Consider the following 17,368-nt stretch of genomic DNA (forward strand, 5'->3'; position numbering starts at 1 on the left):
CGGGCGAAGCAGGAGGCGGGCATGGCGGAGGGCTGGGATTTCGGGCGCGGGCGGGCAGGATTTGTCTGGCGCGCGGCGGCGCCGAGGGCGCGGGTTCTGCTGCAACATGGATATGGCGAATATGCCGGGCGGTATGTGACGCGGTATGCAGGGCTGATCCCGGCACTGAATGCGGCGGGGTTTGATGTCCATGCCTTCGACTTCGAGGGGCACGGTGAGACCGGCGGCGCGCCGGGCGTGGCGGATATCAAGACAGCGGTGGAAGACCATCTGGCGGCGCGGGACGCACTGACGCTGGACCGGACGCCGCTGTTCCTGTTCGGGCATTCGCTGGGCGGCCTCGTGACAGCGGCGAGCGTGGCGCGCCAGCAGCGCGGGGTGGCCGGCGTTGTGCTGAGCGCCCCAGCCCTGCTGATCGAGCTGTCGCCGGTGCTGAAACTGATCGCGACCCTCTTGGGCGGCATTGCGCCCGCAGCGCGGCTGACCCCGCCGATTGCGCCGGAGAGCCTGTCGCGAATTCCGGAAGAGGTGAACGCCTACCGGGCGGACCCGATGATCTGCCTGTTGCCGCCGCCCGCGAAACTGGGCGCGACGGCGCTGGCCGTGTCAGAAGACGGCTGGCGGCGCTATGGCGGCTGGCAGGTGCCGGTGCTGGTGGTGCACGGGGCGAAGGATGCGGCGACGCCGGCGAAGGGGTCCGAGCGCTTCTTCGGGATGGTGCCTGCGGCGGACAAGCGGATGGTCATCTACCCGGACGGCTATCACGAGCTGCTGAACGATATTGGCCGGGAGGAAGTGCGGGCGCTGGTGCTCGGCTGGCTCAGCGACAGGGCGCCGCGTTAACGCACCCGATGGCCCGGGGGCCTTGACCTTCATGCTGCAGCGCGTCATCGGATCGCCGGAACCCTCCTGCCCTCCCCAGCGAAGGAAACTGACCCGATGGACCTCTCCAAGATCAAGGCCGGCAACAACCCGCCGGATGATGTGAACGTGCTGATCGAGGTGCCGCTGGGCGGGGACGCGATCAAGTACGAGATCGACAAGGCGTCGGGCGCGATGTTCGTCGACCGCTTCCTCTACACCGAGATGCGCTACCCCTGTAATTACGGCTTCATCCCGCACACGCTGAGCCTCGACGGCGATCCGGTGGACGTAATGGTGGTGGGCAACCGGCCGCTGGTGCCAGGCTCGGTGGTTCGCGCGCGCCCGGTCGGCGTGCTGCTGATGACTGATGACAAGGGCCAGGACGAGAAGGTGCTGGCCGTGCCGCACCCGAAGCTGACGGCCTATTACGACAAGATCGCCACCTATCACGACCTGCCGCAAATCCTGATCGACAAGATCACCCACTTCTTCCAGCACTACAAAGACCTCGAGACGGGCAAATGGACCCGCGTCGAGGGCTGGTACGGCGTCGACAAGGCGCGCGAACTGATCCGCGAAGGCGTTACCCGGGCGGGGAATGAGGGCTGAGGGCCAACTCGCAGGACAAGTCCTGCGAAGCGGCGCAGCCGCGAAGCAGGATGGTGGAGACGAGGAGGATCGAACTCCCGACCTCGGCATTGCGAACGCCGCGCTCTCCCAGCTGAGCTACGTCCCCATCCGGACTGCAGATATAAGGGTGGGATTTCGGGAGTGGAAGTGGGTCTTGCGCCTCTCCCGCCTCCGGCCGCTTCGTGGCCACCTCACCCCCTAAACGGGGGAGGATGAAGGCAGGATCAGCCCTTCGGGTCGACGATTTCAAAGCGTTTTGTCTTAGGATTCCGCCAGTGGAGTTCGCCGTGCTTGATGGCGAACCAGGCGCCGTGGAGTTCAAGCTCGCCGGCCTGAACCTTGTCGGCCACCCAGGGAAAGCTCATCAGGTTGGCGAGGGAGGTTTCGATGCCTTCCAGTTCCAGCGCGAATTGCGGGTTGAGCGAACCGGACTCCATGACGCGCTGGCGGGCCTCGTCGAGCAGCTTCACCCAGGGCGTCACGAACTCGCCGATCGGCAGGTCGCGTGGGCCATGAAGCGAAGCGGACACGCCACCGCAGCCGCCATGGCCCATCACCACGATATGGCGCACTTTCAGCACGTTGACCGCAAATTCGAGGGCTGCCGAGACGCCGTGCAGGCCGCCATCGGGCTTGTAGGGGGGCACGAGGTTGGCGACGTTGCGCACCACGAACATCTGGCCGGGGGCGGCATTGAAGATGTCCGACGGTTCCGCCCGGCTGTCGGCGCAGGCGATCAGCATGATGTCGGGGTCCTGCCCCTCGCCGAGTTCCTTGTAGAGCTGGGCCTGTTCGGCATAGACGCCGGCGCGGAAACGGCGATAGCCGGCCATCAGGTCGTCAACGGTTTTCATCGCAGTGCTCCTGACTTTTCCCGCCGCCTGATAGGCAATTCCTATCGCGCTGCAAGCATTTTCGAAACCAATGGCACCTAGAACGGAACGGTCAGTTTCGCCCGCGCACGGAATTCGGCTATACCCGGCGGGGCCTTCAGGAGATTTGCATGACCCCCCCGAGCGATGACCAGAATACGGCCCCTGCCCCGGCGCCTGCCCCGGCGCCTGCTTCAGGGGGTGCCAAGTCCCGCAAGGGGCCGACGCGCAGCGAAGTGTCCAAGGCAGCCATCCTGGAAGCGGCGCGCGAGGAGATGGCCGAGAATGGCTGGCGCGGGTTCAGCGTCGACTCGGTGGCCAAGCGCGCGAGCGCCTCGAAACAGACGATCTATCGCTGGTGGCCTTCCATCGGTGCGATGTGCGTGGATGCCGCCCTCGCGCTGATCCCCGATGCGCCGGAAGGCGGGCGCGACCCGCAGGAGCGCATCACCGCGCTGATCATTCCGCTGGAAGCGGCGGCGCGGACCGGACATGGCCATGCCGTGCTGCGCGTGGCGCTGCTGGCGGCGGCGGACGACAAGGATGCCGGCGAAGTGTGGCGCGCCTGGGTGGGCCGCGACATTCGCCAGCCGCTGCGCATGGTGCTGGCGGAACTGGCGGCGAAACGCGTGATCCGGCGCGATTTCGAACTGGACGATGTGCTGGAGCAGTTGCTGGGCCCGATCTTCCACCGGCTTACGATCTCGCGCGCGCCGGTGAAGGAAGGCTTCTGTTCGGAGCAGGTGCAGGCGTTCCTGCGGACAAACGGCGCGCTGTAGGGCGCGCCTACTTCTTGCGCCAGATCATCAGCGGATCGAAGGCGCCGGTTTCGGCGGCTTTCTGCAGGGCGGCGAGCTGGTCGGAGACAGGGTTGGCAGGCGCTTTCGGGCGGACCGGCGGGTAAAGCGCCTCGTCCAGACGGCAGATCTGTTCGAACAGCGCTTCGGCGCGCCCCACGAGTTCGAGGAAGCGCGGCGGCAGGCCATTGCCTTTCTGGGCGGAAGGATCCAGCGGCGGCTCGTCCCGGCGGATGCGGTATTTGCGGGCGCTGGCATCTTCGCGGCGCATCTCGCCGTCGCGCACGGCTTTCTGCATGACGAGCCAGGACGCGGCCTGCATCAGGCGCGTGGTCAGCTCCATGCTCCAGGCGGAATAGGTGAGGCCCGCTTCGCGCGGCAGAGTTTTCGACTGGTCGCGGCCGGGCCCGTCGAGATAGGCAGCGGTTTCCTCGACGAGGGCCATGCCGCGTGTGAACACGGTGTCAAACAGCTTGCCGCCCGTGAACGCCTCGGGCGTACTGACCGCATCACGTTCTGCCATTGTGTCCCCTCCACATTCGGTGCCGGACGGGAGAGACTATCCCGCCAGCCCTTTCACGAGCCTTAATTGTTGCCGCCGCCGAACAGCGCGTCGGCCGCGCGTTTCTGCGCCTTCTTCTTTTCGATCTCGGCTTCGCAGGCGGCGATCTCCGCCTTCAGCTGCCCGATCCTGTATTCGAGTTCCTCGACCGACATCTGGTCGATCGCCTGCGCCTTGCGCACCAGCACTGGCTCTTCATCGTTCAACGCCATTGCGGCCTCCCGTGTTCTGGGCTGCAAGAAAGCAGAAAGACGGGCTAGAAGCGACTCGAATCCCCGGTTCCGGGAGCGTGAAAGGGTTAAGGATGACCGCGAAGATGAAAGCTGCGCATGGCGCGCCGGGCGAGCCGCTGGCCCTGGTGGAGATGGACCGGCCGGTGCCCGGCAAGGGCGAGGTGCTGATCGAGGTGGCGGCCGCGGGCCTCAACCGCGCGGACCTTGCGCAGAAGGCCGGGCGCTATCCACCGCCGCCGGGGGCTTCGCCCGTGCTGGGGCTGGAAGTGTCGGGCATCGTTGCGGAAACTGGTCCGGGTACGGAGCGGTTCAAAGTGGGTGGCCGTGTGTGTGCGCTGCTGGCGGGCGGAGGATATGCAACGCATGTGGTGGCCGATGAAGGCTCGCTGATGGCGGTGCCGGAGAGCTTTGATCTCACGCTCGCCTGCTGTTTCCCCGAAGCGCTGTTTACCGTCTGGGCGAATGTGTTTGACCGGGCGGGGCTGAAACCGGGCGAGAATTTCCTGTGCCATGGCGCGACCAGCGGCATCGGCGTGATGGCGCTGCAGATGGCGAAGGTGTGGGGCGCGGCGAAGATTTTCGGCACGGCCGGATCGGACGAGAAATGCGCGCTTGCCCGCGAACTCGGCGCGACGCGGGCGATCAACTACCGGACCGAAGTGTTCGAGGAGGTGGTGAAGGCCGAAGGTGGGGCGGATGTGACGCTCGACATGGTCGGCGGCGACTATATCCAGAAGAACATCTCGGCGGCGAATGCGGACGGGCGGATCATCAACATTGCCTATCAGGACGGGTTTGCAGCGAGCGTGAACTTTGCTCCTGTGCTGATGAAACGCCTGTCGCTAATGGCGTCGACCCTTCGGGCGCGGCCTGTGCTGGAGAAACGGCGCATCCGAGACGCCGTGGAGCATGATTTTTGGCCGCATGTCCTCTCCGGCGCGATCCGTCCGGTTCTGGACGGGACTTTCCCGCTGGCCGAGGCGGAAGCCGCCCTGGCCCGGATGAACCAGGGCGGGCATTCCGGCAAGATCCTGCTTATTCCGTAGGCGGAGCGCCTGTCGTGCGAAGTTCGAAACGCCGGGCACCGAAGTCGATCACATAGCCATCAGCCGCATTCAGGACATCCTGACCGATAAGGCCGTGGCGGCCGTCGAGAGAGTCGCCGAGGACATGGATGTCGCTGAGCTCCACAACCTCCCCGGCGATGTTGACGGATAGCGAAGGAATGATTGCGGCATCCTCGAATACCTTGTCGCCGCCGGCGCCGCCGATCCGCGTCGAACCGGAGCCTGCGCCTTCAAGAAGGGCCGGATAGTCGGCAACCGCGCGCGGCGTGAGATGGCTTTCGGTCGCGCCGCTGTCGATGAACATGCGCATGGGGTAGCCATTTGCTTCCAGCAGCACGATGGGAGCAAGGCCGCTGAAAATCAGGTTTGAGGCATCGCTCCAGCCCGCGCCCGAGGCGGTATGGCTGATCAGCTCGGCCCCCCCTTCCCGCTCGAAACTGACGCGGCCGAGCGGGGCAAACACCGGCAGGCCGATGATGGCGGGAATGGTGTAGGCGCCGTCCGCGAAAGAGAGGTCCGCATCGGGAAGGACGATGAAGACAACATCGGTGAGGTCCGCGCCCGCGAAGGACATCCTGTCCGCGATCGCGATCTGCCCGCCGACCTCGTCATTGCCCGAGGCGCCCACACTGATGCCGCCTTCGAGAATGCGTAGGCCAAGCCTTTCGGCGACGGACGCCATGATCGTGGAATAGTTGGCGCCGGTATCGAGGACTGCTTCCTGCGGGGCGCCGTTCACGAGCGCCAGTGCGCGCGGCAGGCCGGCGAGATCGCGGGTGACCTGTGCGGCGCCGAAAGTCGCAACGGTTGCCTGCATCGGCTGCGCGGCAGAGGCCGTGCGGGCGAAATTCCGGGCCTGCTCGGCGCTGGCGGCTGCGGCCGCGTCCGGTTCCGGCGCGGCGGCATTGGCTGCGTCGAAAGCCTCCGCAGCCAACGCAAAACGGCCCTGACGCAGATAGACGCCTGCTGCATTTGTCCAGGCCAGGCGGATGAGGGCAGGATCAAGCGCAGGGTCCTGCCCGGCCGCGACGAGATCCGCCAGGGCCGTTTCATCCTCACCGCGCAGCGCAGCGAGCGCGCCCCGCGCCATGCGCGCCTCGGCCGTCTCGTCGCCGCTGAGGACCTCGAGGGTGGTGATGTCGCCCGTCTCGAGCGCGGCGATCAGGTCCGGTGAGTCCGCCTGCGCCATTGCGGGGGCGGCGAATAGGAGGAAGGCTGCCAGCACGTTTTTCATGAAATCTCTGCTCCTTGTGATTGCGTATTGATATTCGATAAAGGCGGGACTGCCAACTGCCTTGCACACGGATTGGGCCGGGCCGCTTCCCTTGCCCGCGTATTTGGCCTATAGGGTCGCCCAAGGTTTACAGTCCGTCTGAGCCTTTCTTCCGCCCGGCACCCCAGTGCCGGGCGGCTGCATTTCGGGCGGCAGAAAAAGTTCAAGGAGACTAGACCATGGCCGATGTCCTGATGCCGCGTGCAACCGCTGTCTGGCTGCTCGACAACACGACTCTGACCTTCGCCCAGATCGCGAAATTCTGCGGCCTGCACCATCTTGAAGTGAAAGGCATCGCCGATGGCGATGTGGCCGAGAACATGCGCGGCGTTGACCCGATTGCCGGCGGCATTCTCTCACGCGAGGAAATCGCGCGCGGCGAGGAGAACCCTGACTATGTGCTGCAGGTGGCGACCTCGAAGATCGACCACATCCCGCAGCCGAAGCGCAAGGGCAGCCGCTATACGCCGGTGATCCGCCGCGCCGACAAGCCGGACGCGGTGGCCTGGTTCATCCGTAACCACCCGGAAGTGTCCGACGCGCAGATTATCAAGCTGATCGGCACGACCAAGGCGACGATCAATAACGTCCGCGACAAGAGCCACTGGAATGCGCAGAACATCCGCCCGGTAGACCCTGTGACGCTCGGCCTGTGCTCGCAGATCGAACTCGACGATGTGATCTCGCGCGCCTCCGACAAGCGGCGCAAGATCGAAGCGGAGAAAGCCGCCCGCGCCGAAGGCCCGGGCCTTGCCCCGGCACAGGACACGCCCGTGGTGATCGAGGACGAGCCGGAGGATGCCTACAAGAAGAACATCTCGGCTGACGACGTGTTCCGCGATTTCGACTGATCTTCCCTGCCCGGAGTAAACTGAAATGACAGCTCGTCTGCCCGTGCCGGCCCGTCCGGCCGTCGGGATTGTCGGTGCGACCGGCCTTGTCGGCGAAAACATGCGCGCGCTTCTCGAAGAGCGGAAGTTTCCGCTGAGTTCGGTGCGCTTCTTCGCGTCGCCGAAATCGGCGGGATCGAAGATATCCTTCATGGGCAAGGAGATCACGGTCGAGGATGCCGGCACAGCGGATTATTCGGGGCTCGACATCGTGTTCTTCTCCGCAGGCGGATCAACCTCGCTGGAGCTGGCGCCGAAAGTGGCGGCGGCGGGCGCGGTGGTGATCGACAACTCCTCGGCCTGGCGGAGCGATCCGGATGTGCCGCTGGTTGTCTCCGAAGTGAACCCGGACGCGCTGCGCGTGATCCCGAAAGGCATCATTGCGAACCCGAACTGCACAACGATGGCCGCGATGCCGGTGCTGAAGCCGCTGCATGACAAGGCAGGCCTGAAGCGGCTGGTGGCGAGCACCTATCAGGCCGTCTCCGGCGGCGGCGTGGCCGGCGTGAGCGAGCTGGAATCGCAGATTGATGCGGTGGGCGCAGGCAGCGGCGCGCTGGCGCTGGATGGCGGCGCGAAAGACTTCCCTGCCCCGAAGAAATGGGCCGTGCCGATTGCCTTCAACGTGGTGGCGCTGAACTACAAGCTTGGCGAAGATGGGTACACGGACGAAGAACTGAAGCTGCGCGACGAGAGCCGCAAGATCCTTGGCATTCCGGATCTTTTGGTGTCTGGAACCTGCGTGCGCGTGCCGGTCTATACGGGTCATTCGCTGTCGATCAACGTGGAGTTCGAGCGCCCGATCACCGCGGAAGAAGCGACGGAGATCCTGAAAACAGCACCCGGCGTGGTGCTGACGGATGTGCCGAACGCGCTTGAGGCCACCGGCAAGGACCCGGTCTTTGTCGGGCGTATCCGCCCGGACCGCAGCGTGAAGCACGGCCTCGCCCTGTTCGTGACCGGCGACAACCTGCGCAAGGGCGCGGCGCTGAACGCGGTTCAGGTGGCGGAAGTGTTGGTGGCTCAGCGCGGCTGATCTGCGCTTTCGAACGGCTGATCCTGAGCGAAGTCGAAGGAGAGCGGGGGCGCGCTACGGTTTGGCTTGGCCATCCTTCGACTTCGCTCAGGATGAGCGTTGCTGCCTATGGCCGTGTTACGCGTTTGCCGATCTGAGAAACACATAGAACGCGCCGGAACCGCCGTGTTTCGGATGGGATTCGGCGTAGCCCGAGATGAGGCGGCGGGCGGCGGGCGATTCCAGCCAGATGAGGAAGTTGCGGCGCAGGACGCCCTGCCCTTCCCGGCCCTTGCCGGTAATTACAAGCACGCAGCGCGCACCCTCCGCCTGCTGATGTTCGAGGAAGGCGGGTAGCGCGCGGGCGGCGCTGGCCTGGGTGTGGCCGTGCAGGTCGAAACTTGCCGCAATGCTGAGCTTGCCGCGCCGGACGCGTTTTTCGCCGGAACGTTCGGCAGGTGGGCCGGGCGCCTTTGGTGTTTTTGGCTTTGCGGCCTTGGCGGGCTCGGAGGCCGGTGCAGCGGGCGGATCGGTGGGGCCTGCACCCAGCGCTTCGGTCAGCGCTTCAAGGTCAGCCGCCTTGCGCCCGATCGGCTTGACGCTCGCGGCGACGCGCGCCCAGGCGCGCGCTTCATCCGGTGTCAGGCTGCGCTTCGTCAACTGATGAGACCGTCGCGGAACATCCGGTCTACCACCGCGCGCGGGAGCAGCACCCAGAGGCGGCCCTTGGCGTTCATGGTGCCGGCGCGGTTGCCGGCATCGACGCCGGTGCCGAAATAGATGTCGCCGCGCACGGGGCCCTTGATGGCGCCGCCGGTATCCTGCGAGACGAGGAGGCCGGACCATTTGCCGCCGAGGCCGGGCGCAGTGGTTTCCACAAACATCGGCACGCCGAGCGCGTGGAATTCCGGATCGACCGCCATCGAGCCGAAGGGCGTGAGCGGCACGTTGTGGGCACCGTTGGGGCCGAGGTTGGGGTCGCCTTCCGGCAGGGCCTGGAAGAAGACGAAGCGCGGATTGATATTCATCGCCTCGCGTACTTCGGCGGCGCTGGACCGGTCCATCCACGCGCGGATGCCCTGCATCGAGCCTTCGCCGCGCGTGATGCGGCCGGTATCGATGAGCCAGTTGGCGACGGACTTGAACGGCTGGCCGTTATGCGCGGCATAGGCGGCGCGCATGGTGGTGCCATCCGGGAAAGTGAGACGGCCGGAGCCCTGCACCTGCAGGAAGAAAACATCTGCCGGATGGGCATAGGCGATGGCCACGCCGCCGCGCGCGGTAATGTCCGCCCGCGGAGGATAGGGCCGGGTCGAGCCATCCGGCAGGCGTTGCAGGGGGCTGTCGCCATTCGCGACGAAATCGGAGGGCAGCGCCATGACCGGCTCTGTGAACACGCCTTCCGGCGTGCGGCGCGCTTCGTACATCGGCTCGAAATAGCCGGTGAAGCGTTCCTTGCCTTCGCGGTCGATGATCTCGAGCGGGATGAACTGCGCTTCCATCAGGGCGCGGGTGCGCGCCGGATCATGGGAGGCTTTCAGCGCCGCGCAGGCCGGGGCCCAGTCTCCCGCAGTACCGGCCCAGGGCGCGCCGCGGCCGATCGTGGCATCGTGGGCGCGCAGCTGGAACCGGTCGCAGGTGCGCCGGAAAGCCTGGAGCGCCGGGCCGAGGTCCGCCGTGTTCCAGCCCGGCAATTCATTCCAGCTGACCGGACCTGACGACGAGGGCGGCGGCGAGACCGTGCCGGGCTGCGGGATGACAATCGGAGCGGGCTGGGTCGTCTGGCAGGCAGCCAGGACCAGCAGGATCGGAAGCAGAAGATGTAGGGCGCGCATGGGCCACGGTATGCCGCAAACCGGCGCGGCCTGTCACCTTGTCATTCGCCCATCAGGGGAGTGCTTCAGGCGGCGACGTCCACATCGTCGAGCAGCCAGTTCGGATCGCTGGAGGCGACTTCCCGCTTGAAGGTCCAGATTTCCTTCGCCGTGCGGGTGGTCTCGCCATCGCCGAGATCGGCTTCGTAGCGCACCGATATGCGGGCGATGCCGAGCGCGTCGAGCTCTGCCCGGTCAATCTCGGCGCGCTTGATGCGCAGGAGTTCGAAGGCCCGGGCGCCGCTTGCGTCCCGGTCGGTGATGGCCTGATCCCAGGCTTCATAGACGTCATCGTCCAGCAGCGGGCGCAGGGCGGCGCGGTCGCCGCGCGCATAGGCGGCGACAATTATCTGATAGGCCGCCTTGGCACCGCGCAGGAAATCCTCCGCCGTGAAGCTGCGGTCAGCATTGTAGATATCTTCAAGCCCGCCTGCGGCCGGACCGGTGAAAACCGGGCGATCCGCATCCACCCGGCGCGGAGCGGGCGCGGCCTGTTCGGGCGCGCCGCCGCGCTGTTCCGGCGCCGGAGCGGGCCGCTGCATCGGCCGCTCATCCCCTCCCCGGCCAAGCGCCACATAGAGGCGCCACAGCACAAACAGTGCGACGGCGGCCAGGATGAGGACTTCGATCACGGGGTTGGACATGTGCGGGACGGGTTCCTTGATAGAGTTACCGGGTCTACCGGGTAGATAGTGCAGGGTTCATGCCGGTGCCAGCCTCAACATTGCGCGGCCAAGGGGCACATGCTAGGCGCGGGGCCCTGAATGTAGAGGACTGATAATGACAGATACGAGCGCGCCCGCAAACCCCACCTCCGGCGACCGTGGCCCGTCGCTTCGCGTGCTCGGCCAGTATGTGAAGGACCTGTCCTTCGAGAATCCGGGCCATGCCCCGGTCCAGACGCAGCCGAACATCGACCTCGGCATTGATGTCGGCGCCGCACCGCATGTCGATGGCAATGGCCTGTTCGAGGTCTCACTGAAGCTGTCTGCGAAGGCGCTTTCGGGCGAAACGACCCTGTTCATCACAGAACTCGACTATGCCGGCCTGTTCCAGCTGTCGAACGTGACCGAGAAGCAGATCGAGCCGATGCTGCTGATCGAGTGCCCGCGCCTGCTCTTCCCGTTTGCGCGCCGGATCATCGCCGAGATCACCCGCGAGGGCGGTTTCCCGCCGCTGTTGATCGATCCGGTGGACTTTGTGGCGCTCTACCAGGCGCAATACCGCAAGGCTGCCGAGCGCGCCGCCGGCGACGGCCAGCCCGCCTAGGCCTTACCCATATTTCTTCCAGAGCGCGTCGGGCCCGAGTTTCCCGACGAGCTCGGCATGCGCAGCAGCCTCTTCCGGCGTGATCAGGGGCGCAAGCGGCTGCGGCCGCTGGCGGGCAGGCGGGCGTTTGGCACCGCCTTCGAGGCCGTCATCGCCGTCAAAGGCAAAGGCGCGGGCACGCCCGCCAAGCAATTCGAGATAAACTGCCGCGAGTAGCTGGCTGTCGAGCAACGCGCCGTGGAAGGTGCGGCTTTCGAGGGAAATGTCGAACCGCTTGCACAGGGCGTCGAGGCTCGCCGGGGCGCCGGGGAAGCGCTTGCGGGCGATCATCACGGTATCGACCCAGCGCGACTCGCCGATCGGCGGACGACCGCATCGATCCAGTTCCATGTTGAGGAAGCCCCGGTCGAAGGACGCGTTATGCGCCACCAGGGTCGCATCGCCGACGAAGCTCAGGAATGCATCGATCACGTCCGGATGCTCGAAGGGCGGTTTGTCCTTCAGGTGCTCATCCGTGATCCCGGTGATGCGGATGGTTGCTTCGGAGACCGGGCGGCCGGGATTGATCAGGCGGCGGAAGGTGCGCCCGGTCGGGATGTGGTTGATCATTTCGACCGCGCCGATCTCGATGATCCGGTCCCCGTCCATCGGGTTGAGGCCGGTGGTCTCGGTATCGAAGGCGATCTCGCGGATCCGGTCGGTCATCGGTGGGTCTCTTCGGCGAGGCGAATCATCAGGCGGACTATGGCCCGGACCTGGTCGCGCGCAAAGTCGAAGCCGTGCGCCGTGGAGAGGATGAAATCGGCCTTCGCCCGCTTTTCGGCATCCGGCATCTGGCGGGCGAGGATCGCCTCGAAGGCTTCCGGCGTCATGCCGGGCCGGGCAAGGACACGCTCGCGCTGAACATGCGGTGGCGCCGTGACGAGAAGCGTGTAGTCGCAGCGCGTGTGACCGCCGGTTTCAAACAGTAGCGGAATATCGAGCAGCGCAAAAGGCGCGCCGTCAGCATGGGCCTTTCGGCGGAAGTCGAGCTGCGCTTCGCCGGCGAGCGGGTGGACAATGGCCTCCAGCCGTTTCATCGCTGAAGGATCGTCGAGCACGCGGTCGCGAAGGCGCGCGCGGTTGATGGCGCCGTTTTCCGCAACTCCGGGAAAGGCTTCCTCCAGCGGCGCAACGGCGGCGCCGCCCGAGGCATAGAGCGCGTGGACGGCGGCGTCGGCATCATAGACCGGTGTACCTTCCTCGCGGAACAGCGCGGCGGTCGCTGACTTTCCCATGCCGATGGACCCCGTCAGACCCAGGATGATCATTGCACCGCCTCCAGGAGTTTGCGGGCACGTGCGTGCGCATTGGCGAGGTCGGGCATCACGCCGAACCATTTCTCGAAACTCAGCGCCGCCTGTGCGACCAGCATGCCGAGCCCGTCGAGACCGCGCCAGCCTTTCGCCTTTGCTTGCGCGAGCGAGGCGGCGGCGGCCTTGCCATAGGAGATATCATAGAAGATGCCGCCACTTGATTCCGGCAGCTGAAGGCGCCCGCCCTGATGGCCGAGGCTGAGCGTGTTGACGACAAGGGCTGCGGAATGAAGGCGCATGAGGCCCTCGTCCAGCGTCAGGATGCGGGCGGCGGGCGCAAGGGCAAGGGCAAGGGCGTCGGCGCGGTCGACGGTACGGTTGCAGATCGTCAGGCGCGCACCGCGCTGCACCAGCGTGTCGGCAACCGCGCGGGCAGAGCCCCCTGCCCCGAGCAGGAAAACTTCGCGCTCCTTCACGTCGATGTCGCCATAGTCCAGCGTGAGGGCGAAGCCCGGCGCATCTGTATTCTCCGCATGCCAGCCGCCTTCCTTACGGGGGATCAGCGTGTTTGCCGCGCCAAGGCGCCGAGCCGTATCGCCGGCACTTGCGGCGAGGCGAAGCGCTTCTTCCTTGTGCGGAAGGGTGACGTTCAGGCCGATGGCGCCATGTGTCTCGAGCGAGCGCAGGGATTGTTCCAGCTCGCCGGCCTTCACTTCGAGCGCGGCATACACAGCTTCGATGCGGTTTTCCCGCAACCAGCTGTTCTGGATGAAGGGGGAGAGCGAATGCGAAACAGGGTCGCCGATGACGCCGAGGAGTTTTCTCATTGCGGCAGAACCTTCCGGACACGGAGATAGTCGAGCAGCGGCAGCAGCGGCAGGCCGAGGATCGAGAAATAGTCGCCTTCGATGCGCGTGAACAATTGCGCACCAAGCCCTTCAAGCTGGTAGGCGCCGACGGTCGAGAGCAGCTTCTCGCCGCCGGCATCGAGATATCCGTCGATGAAGGCCGGGGAGAGCGGGCGCATCGTGAGCTTGGGGCGGGCAAGATGGCGCCAGACCGGACGCCCTTCCTCGCAGATGACGATAGCTGTCTCGAGCGTGTGGGTCTGGCCGGACAGGCGTTCAAGATGGCGGCGGGCCTCGGCCATGTCTTTCGGTTTGTCGAATGCCGTGTCGCCGAGCGCCAGCATCTGGTCGCCGCCGATGACGAGGCCGGCACGCGATTGAGAGACGCGGACGGCTTTCAGTTCGGCGAGTTGCATCGCCTGGTCGCGTACGGAAACCCCTTCGGCGCGCAGCGCCGTGCGGAAAGAGTCCTCATCGACATTCGGCGCGACCGCCTTGGCCACCACGCCGGCCGCGGCCAGAACAGCGCGCCGACTGGCGCTGCCAGAGGCAAGCGTGACCGCTAGGCTCACAGATGCCCCCGCCGTTCGTTCAGCAGGTTGAGGATCGCCGCAGCTGTTTCCTCCACCGAGCGGCGGGAGACATCGATCGTTTTCCAGTTGTTGCGCTGGAACAGGCGGTTCGCCTGCGTAATCTCATCGCGCACGGATTCCTCATCGGCATATTCGCCGGCATCATCCTGGTTGAGCGAGAGCAGGCGCTGGCGGCGGATCTGCACGAGGCGCTCGGCAGAAATCTTGAGGCCGACGACGAGCGGTCCCTTGTCGCCAAGTTGTTCGAGAAAGTCCGGCAGCGGTACGCCGGGAACGAGCGGGATGTTGCCGGCGCGCACCTTGCGGTTGGCGAGATAGACGCAGGTCGGGGTCTTCGATGTCCGGCTGACGCCGAGGAGGATCACATCGGCCCCGATCAGGCTTTCGACATTCTGGCCATCATCATGCGCGAGCGTGAAGTTGATCGCCTCCATCCGCTCGAAATAATCCTCGTCCATCGCGTGCTGGCCGGCCACGCGGTTATTGGAGGCGACACCAAGATGGCGCCCGAGCATGGCGATGGAAGCATCCAGCACCGGCAGGGTCGGAATGTTCCGTTCACGGCAGAAGGCTTCGAGCCGGGCCCGGAGGGTAGGGTCCGTGATCGTGTACCAGACGACGCCGGGAGCAGCCTCGATCTCCCGCGTCACCCGGTCGAGCTGGCGTTCGGAGCGCACCAGGTAATAGTTGTGTTCCAGCGGCTGCACGTTCTCGAACTGGGCACAGGCTGCGCGTTGCACGGCGTTCAATGTCTCGCCCGTTGAGTCCGAGACAAGGTGGACATTGAAATAGATCGCGGGCCGGGACTGGCGGTTCATGCGCTTCTCTTGCCGGGTGGCGCTGCTTTGCACAAGGGTTGTGACTCGCCTGTGGATTCAGCCGCAGCTCACAGGGAGTCACACGCATTCCACAATCCGCAGAATTCGACTCCTGCCCGGTCCTGCCTTGTTCCGGCCTGTGACTCTGCCCGGGGCGTTAACCCAGCGTTAAGGATTGAGACTCTGGCGGAATCTTTCCCCCGGTTGGTGCCTGCAATCTGTGACTCGCTTGTGGATTTTCGTTCACAAAGCCGCTCTAAGAGCGTTCTCCCCGCATTTGCAGGGATCATAATCATAAGAGCCCTGTCGGGCCCGTTTTGAAATTTGAAGGGGTTAGTGGGAATGGCGGAAAGTAACGGGAAAAAGATCCTCGATGTGCTTTCGGGCAAAGCGGTCTCTCCGCCCCCGGTCTGGATGATGCGGCAGGCGGGCAGGCATCTTCCGGAATATCTGGAAACGCGGGCACGGGCACGGGACTTCCTCGACTTCTGTTACACCCCTTCCCTTGCCGCCGAAGCGACGCTGCAGCCAGTGCGCCGGTACGGCATGGATGGGGCAATCCTGTTTGCCGACATCCTGCTGATCCTCGATGCGATGGGCCTGAATGTCGCCTTCGAGAAGGGCGAAGGCCCCCTGGTGGAAACGATCGGGGCGCCTTCGGACCTCGACCGGGTGAAGCCGCAGGCAGCGGCAGACCGGCTGTCGCCCGTCTATGAAACCGTCTCGCGGGTAAAGGCGGCCCTGCCCGCAACCACCACGCTGATCGGCTTTGCCGGGAGCCCCTGGACAGTGACGCTCTATGCCATCGAAGGCCGGGGCAAGACTGACAAGTCGATGGCCTGGCGCTGGGCGCATGGCCGACCGGAAGATCTCGCCGCGGCGATGGACAAGGTGGCCGAGGCTACGGCTCATTATCTCGCGGCGCAGGTGGAGGCCGGCGCCGACGCGCTGATGCTGTTCGACAGCTGGGCCGAGGGGCTGCCGGATAATATCTTTCGCGAAGTGATCATTGCGCCCACGAAGAAACTGGTTTCGCGCCTTCGGGCGATGGGGATCACGGTGCCGATTATCGGCTTTCCGCGCGGCGCAGGCGTTATGGTCCCAGAATATGTGCGCGATACCGGCGTGACCGCCGTCGGGCTCGATACAGCCGTCTCCCCGGTTTTCATCAACCGCGAGCTTCCGGCCGGGTTCCCTGTGCAAGGCCATCTCGATCCGCTGCTCCTGATCGAGGGAGGCGGGCGTCTTGACGCACGGGTGGATGAACTTCTGGACGCCTACCGGAGCCGGCCCCATATCTTCAATCTCGGCCATGGCATCCGGCCGGAAACGCCGATTGCGCATGTCGAGCGTGTGATCAACAGAATCCGGAAGAGGTAGGGCTGGCATGGGCCGGAAGATCGCCGTTGTGCTGTTCAATCTCGGCGGTCCGGACAAGCCGGCGGCGGTGCAACCCTTCCTGCAGAACCTGTTCCGCGATCCTGCGATCATCCGGGCCCCCCTTCCCGTGCGCTTTCTGCTGGCGCGCCTGATTTCGCGCAGCCGCGCGCCTGCCGCGAAGAAGAACTATGCGATGATGGATGCCGGTGGCGGCTCGCCCCTGCTTCCGGAAACCGAGGCGCAGTCAGCCGCCCTGCAGGCGGAATTGCAGAAACATCTGCCGGGGGATGAGGTGCGCTGTTTCATCGCCATGCGCTACTGGCATCCGTTCACGGAAGAGGCTGCCGCAGACGTGAAAAAATGGGGCGCTGACGAAGTCGTGCTCCTGCCCCTGTATCCCCAGTTTTCGACAACGACAACCGGCTCCTCACTCACAGCCTGGAAGAAGGCTTTCAAGGGCGTGGCGCGCACGATCTGCTGCTATCCCTTCGAGGAAGGCTTCCTTTCAGCGCATGTAGACCGGATCCTGGAAGCGCACCGCAAGGCGGGTTCGCCGGAGAAAGTCTCGCTGCTGCTGTCTGCACACGGCCTGCCCGAAAGCGTGGTGGAAGCGGGCGATCCCTACCAGTGGCAATGCGAGGCAATGGCGGAAATGATCGCCGGCCGCGTGCCGCCCGAATGGGAGGTGAAAGTCTGCTACCAGTCGCGGGTCGGCCCGCTGAAATGGATTGGCCCGGCAACGGAGGCCGAAGTCGAGCACGCGGCTAAGGACGGCAAGAACATCCTGATCGCGCCCATCGCCTTCGTCTCGGAACATATCGAAACGCTCGTAGAGCTGGGCGAGGAGTACCGGCTGATTGCCGAAGAGCATGGCGCGGCAAGCTATACGCGGGTCGAGGCGCTCGGCACGCATCCGGGCTTCATCCGCAGCCTGGCTCAGGAAACCCTGGCCGCACTGGGCATGAAGGAAGCGATCCGCTCCTGTGCCGGCGACCGGCTTTGCCCGGCCGGATGGAGCGGTTGCCCGCACCGGGAAAAAGTGCACAAGGCAGGTGTCCGCGTGATCGAAACGGCGGTCTGAGGAGGCG

At 65.4% G+C, this 17,368-nt stretch carries 21 protein-coding genes and 1 tRNA gene; 9 read left to right on the forward strand and 13 right to left on the reverse strand.

The window, feature by feature from the left end; genetic code table 11:
- Positions 1-21: 21 nt before the first annotated feature.
- Together ACK4TE_RS02760 and ppa are read left to right on the forward strand one after the other, a co-directional pair.
- Positions 22-843, forward strand: a complete 822-nt coding sequence (locus tag ACK4TE_RS02760) for a lysophospholipase (protein WP_409909945.1) — start codon at positions 22-24, stop codon at positions 841-843.
- 96 nt (positions 844-939) lie between these two features.
- Positions 940-1,473 carry an inorganic diphosphatase gene (ppa, locus tag ACK4TE_RS02765; RefSeq protein ID WP_409909946.1) on the forward strand — a complete coding sequence of 178 codons (534 nt, stop codon included), beginning with the start codon at positions 940-942 and terminating at the stop codon, positions 1,471-1,473.
- Between the two features lie 51 nt (positions 1,474-1,524).
- Here the strand turns inward: ppa and ACK4TE_RS02770 are convergent.
- Positions 1,525-1,600, reverse strand: a tRNA-Ala gene (locus ACK4TE_RS02770).
- Positions 1,601-1,718: 118 nt separating this feature from the next.
- Entirely contained in the window at positions 1,719-2,348 is a 630-nt protein-coding gene (locus tag ACK4TE_RS02775) for a carbonic anhydrase (RefSeq protein ID WP_409909947.1), read from the reverse strand.
- 149 nt (positions 2,349-2,497) lie between these two features.
- Here ACK4TE_RS02775 and ACK4TE_RS02780 point away from each other — a divergent pair, with 149 nt between their 5' ends.
- Complete coding sequence (locus ACK4TE_RS02780) at positions 2,498-3,145, forward strand: TetR/AcrR family transcriptional regulator (RefSeq protein ID WP_409909948.1); 648 nt, start codon at positions 2,498-2,500, stop codon at positions 3,143-3,145.
- A gap of 7 nt (positions 3,146-3,152) precedes the next feature.
- Here the strand turns inward: ACK4TE_RS02780 and ACK4TE_RS02785 are convergent, their stop codons facing one another.
- Positions 3,153-3,686 (reverse strand): DUF1465 family protein, encoded by a 534-nt coding sequence (locus ACK4TE_RS02785; protein ID WP_409909949.1) that lies wholly within the window; start codon positions 3,684-3,686, stop codon positions 3,153-3,155.
- A gap of 62 nt (positions 3,687-3,748) precedes the next feature.
- A complete protein-coding gene (locus ACK4TE_RS02790; protein WP_409909950.1) occupies positions 3,749-3,937 on the reverse strand; it encodes a DUF1192 family protein in 189 nt (62 codons plus the stop codon).
- 92 nt (positions 3,938-4,029) lie between these two features.
- On the opposite strand from ACK4TE_RS02790, the gene ACK4TE_RS02795 reads away from it, so the two are divergent.
- Positions 4,030-5,004 (forward strand): NAD(P)H-quinone oxidoreductase, encoded by a 975-nt coding sequence (locus ACK4TE_RS02795; protein WP_409909951.1) that lies wholly within the window; start codon positions 4,030-4,032, stop codon positions 5,002-5,004.
- On the opposite strand, the gene ACK4TE_RS02800 is transcribed toward ACK4TE_RS02795, so the two are convergent.
- The gene (locus tag ACK4TE_RS02800; protein WP_409909952.1) at positions 4,994-6,259 is read right to left on the reverse strand and encodes a retroviral-like aspartic protease family protein; all 1,266 of its coding nucleotides are present in this window, start codon (positions 6,257-6,259) and stop codon (positions 4,994-4,996) included. The two genes, ACK4TE_RS02795 and ACK4TE_RS02800, sit on opposite strands and share 11 nt — an antisense overlap.
- Positions 6,260-6,477: 218 nt before the next feature.
- Between ACK4TE_RS02800 and ACK4TE_RS02805 the strand changes: the two genes are divergently transcribed.
- Entirely contained in the window at positions 6,478-7,149 is a 672-nt protein-coding gene (locus tag ACK4TE_RS02805; RefSeq protein ID WP_409909953.1) for a DUF1013 domain-containing protein, read from the forward strand.
- Positions 7,150-7,174: 25 nt separating this feature from the next.
- Positions 7,175-8,224, forward strand: coding sequence for an aspartate-semialdehyde dehydrogenase (locus ACK4TE_RS02810; RefSeq protein WP_409909954.1), 1,050 nt, complete (start codon positions 7,175-7,177; stop codon positions 8,222-8,224).
- A gap of 117 nt (positions 8,225-8,341) precedes the next feature.
- On the opposite strand, the gene ACK4TE_RS02815 is transcribed toward ACK4TE_RS02810, so the two are convergent.
- From ACK4TE_RS02815 to ACK4TE_RS02825, 3 genes are all read right to left on the reverse strand, one after another.
- Positions 8,342-8,863: a Smr/MutS family protein gene (locus ACK4TE_RS02815; RefSeq protein ID WP_409909955.1), complete on the reverse strand. Its 522-nt coding sequence runs from the start codon at positions 8,861-8,863 to the stop codon at positions 8,342-8,344.
- Positions 8,860-10,038: a murein transglycosylase A gene (locus ACK4TE_RS02820; protein ID WP_409909956.1), complete on the reverse strand. Its 1,179-nt coding sequence runs from the start codon at positions 10,036-10,038 to the stop codon at positions 8,860-8,862. Before ACK4TE_RS02820 ends, ACK4TE_RS02815 begins: the two co-directional genes overlap by 4 nt.
- Positions 10,039-10,103: 65 nt before the next feature.
- Positions 10,104-10,721, reverse strand: a complete 618-nt coding sequence (locus ACK4TE_RS02825) for a Tim44/TimA family putative adaptor protein (RefSeq protein WP_409909957.1) — start codon at positions 10,719-10,721, stop codon at positions 10,104-10,106.
- Positions 10,722-10,857: 136 nt separating this feature from the next.
- Between ACK4TE_RS02825 and secB the strand changes: the two genes are divergently transcribed.
- Entirely contained in the window at positions 10,858-11,346 is a 489-nt protein-coding gene (secB, locus tag ACK4TE_RS02830) for a protein-export chaperone SecB (RefSeq protein WP_409909958.1), read from the forward strand.
- 3 nt (positions 11,347-11,349) lie between these two features.
- Here the strand turns inward: secB and dnaQ are convergent, their stop codons facing one another.
- From dnaQ to ACK4TE_RS02855, 5 genes are read right to left on the reverse strand one after another with little or no spacing between them, the layout of a single operon-like run.
- Positions 11,350-12,051, reverse strand: a complete 702-nt coding sequence (gene dnaQ / locus ACK4TE_RS02835) for a DNA polymerase III subunit epsilon (RefSeq protein ID WP_409909959.1) — start codon at positions 12,049-12,051, stop codon at positions 11,350-11,352.
- Positions 12,048-12,656, reverse strand: coding sequence for a dephospho-CoA kinase (coaE, locus tag ACK4TE_RS02840; protein ID WP_409909960.1), 609 nt, complete (start codon positions 12,654-12,656; stop codon positions 12,048-12,050). Before coaE ends, dnaQ begins: the two co-directional genes overlap by 4 nt.
- Positions 12,653-13,468, reverse strand: a complete 816-nt coding sequence (gene aroE, locus ACK4TE_RS02845; RefSeq protein ID WP_409909961.1) for a shikimate dehydrogenase — start codon at positions 13,466-13,468, stop codon at positions 12,653-12,655. Before aroE ends, coaE begins: the two co-directional genes overlap by 4 nt.
- Positions 13,465-14,061 carry a Maf family protein gene (locus ACK4TE_RS02850; protein WP_409909962.1) on the reverse strand — a complete coding sequence of 199 codons (597 nt, stop codon included), beginning with the start codon at positions 14,059-14,061 and terminating at the stop codon, positions 13,465-13,467. Before ACK4TE_RS02850 ends, aroE begins: the two co-directional genes overlap by 4 nt.
- Positions 14,058-14,900, reverse strand: coding sequence for a pyruvate, water dikinase regulatory protein (locus ACK4TE_RS02855; RefSeq protein WP_409909963.1), 843 nt, complete (start codon positions 14,898-14,900; stop codon positions 14,058-14,060). Before ACK4TE_RS02855 ends, ACK4TE_RS02850 begins: the two co-directional genes overlap by 4 nt.
- A gap of 342 nt (positions 14,901-15,242) precedes the next feature.
- Between ACK4TE_RS02855 and hemE the strand changes: the two genes are divergently transcribed.
- Both hemE and hemH read left to right on the forward strand, forming a co-directional pair.
- Positions 15,243-16,280: a uroporphyrinogen decarboxylase gene (gene hemE / locus ACK4TE_RS02860; RefSeq protein ID WP_409909964.1), complete on the forward strand. Its 1,038-nt coding sequence runs from the start codon at positions 15,243-15,245 to the stop codon at positions 16,278-16,280.
- 7 nt (positions 16,281-16,287) lie between these two features.
- Positions 16,288-17,361 (forward strand): ferrochelatase, encoded by a 1,074-nt coding sequence (gene hemH, locus ACK4TE_RS02865; protein WP_409909965.1) that lies wholly within the window; start codon positions 16,288-16,290, stop codon positions 17,359-17,361.
- The last annotated feature ends 7 nt before the right edge of the window (positions 17,362-17,368 follow it).

Source organism: Hyphomonas sp. (assembly GCF_046313975.1).
Classification (GTDB): Bacteria; Pseudomonadota; Alphaproteobacteria; order Caulobacterales; family Hyphomonadaceae; genus Hyphomonas.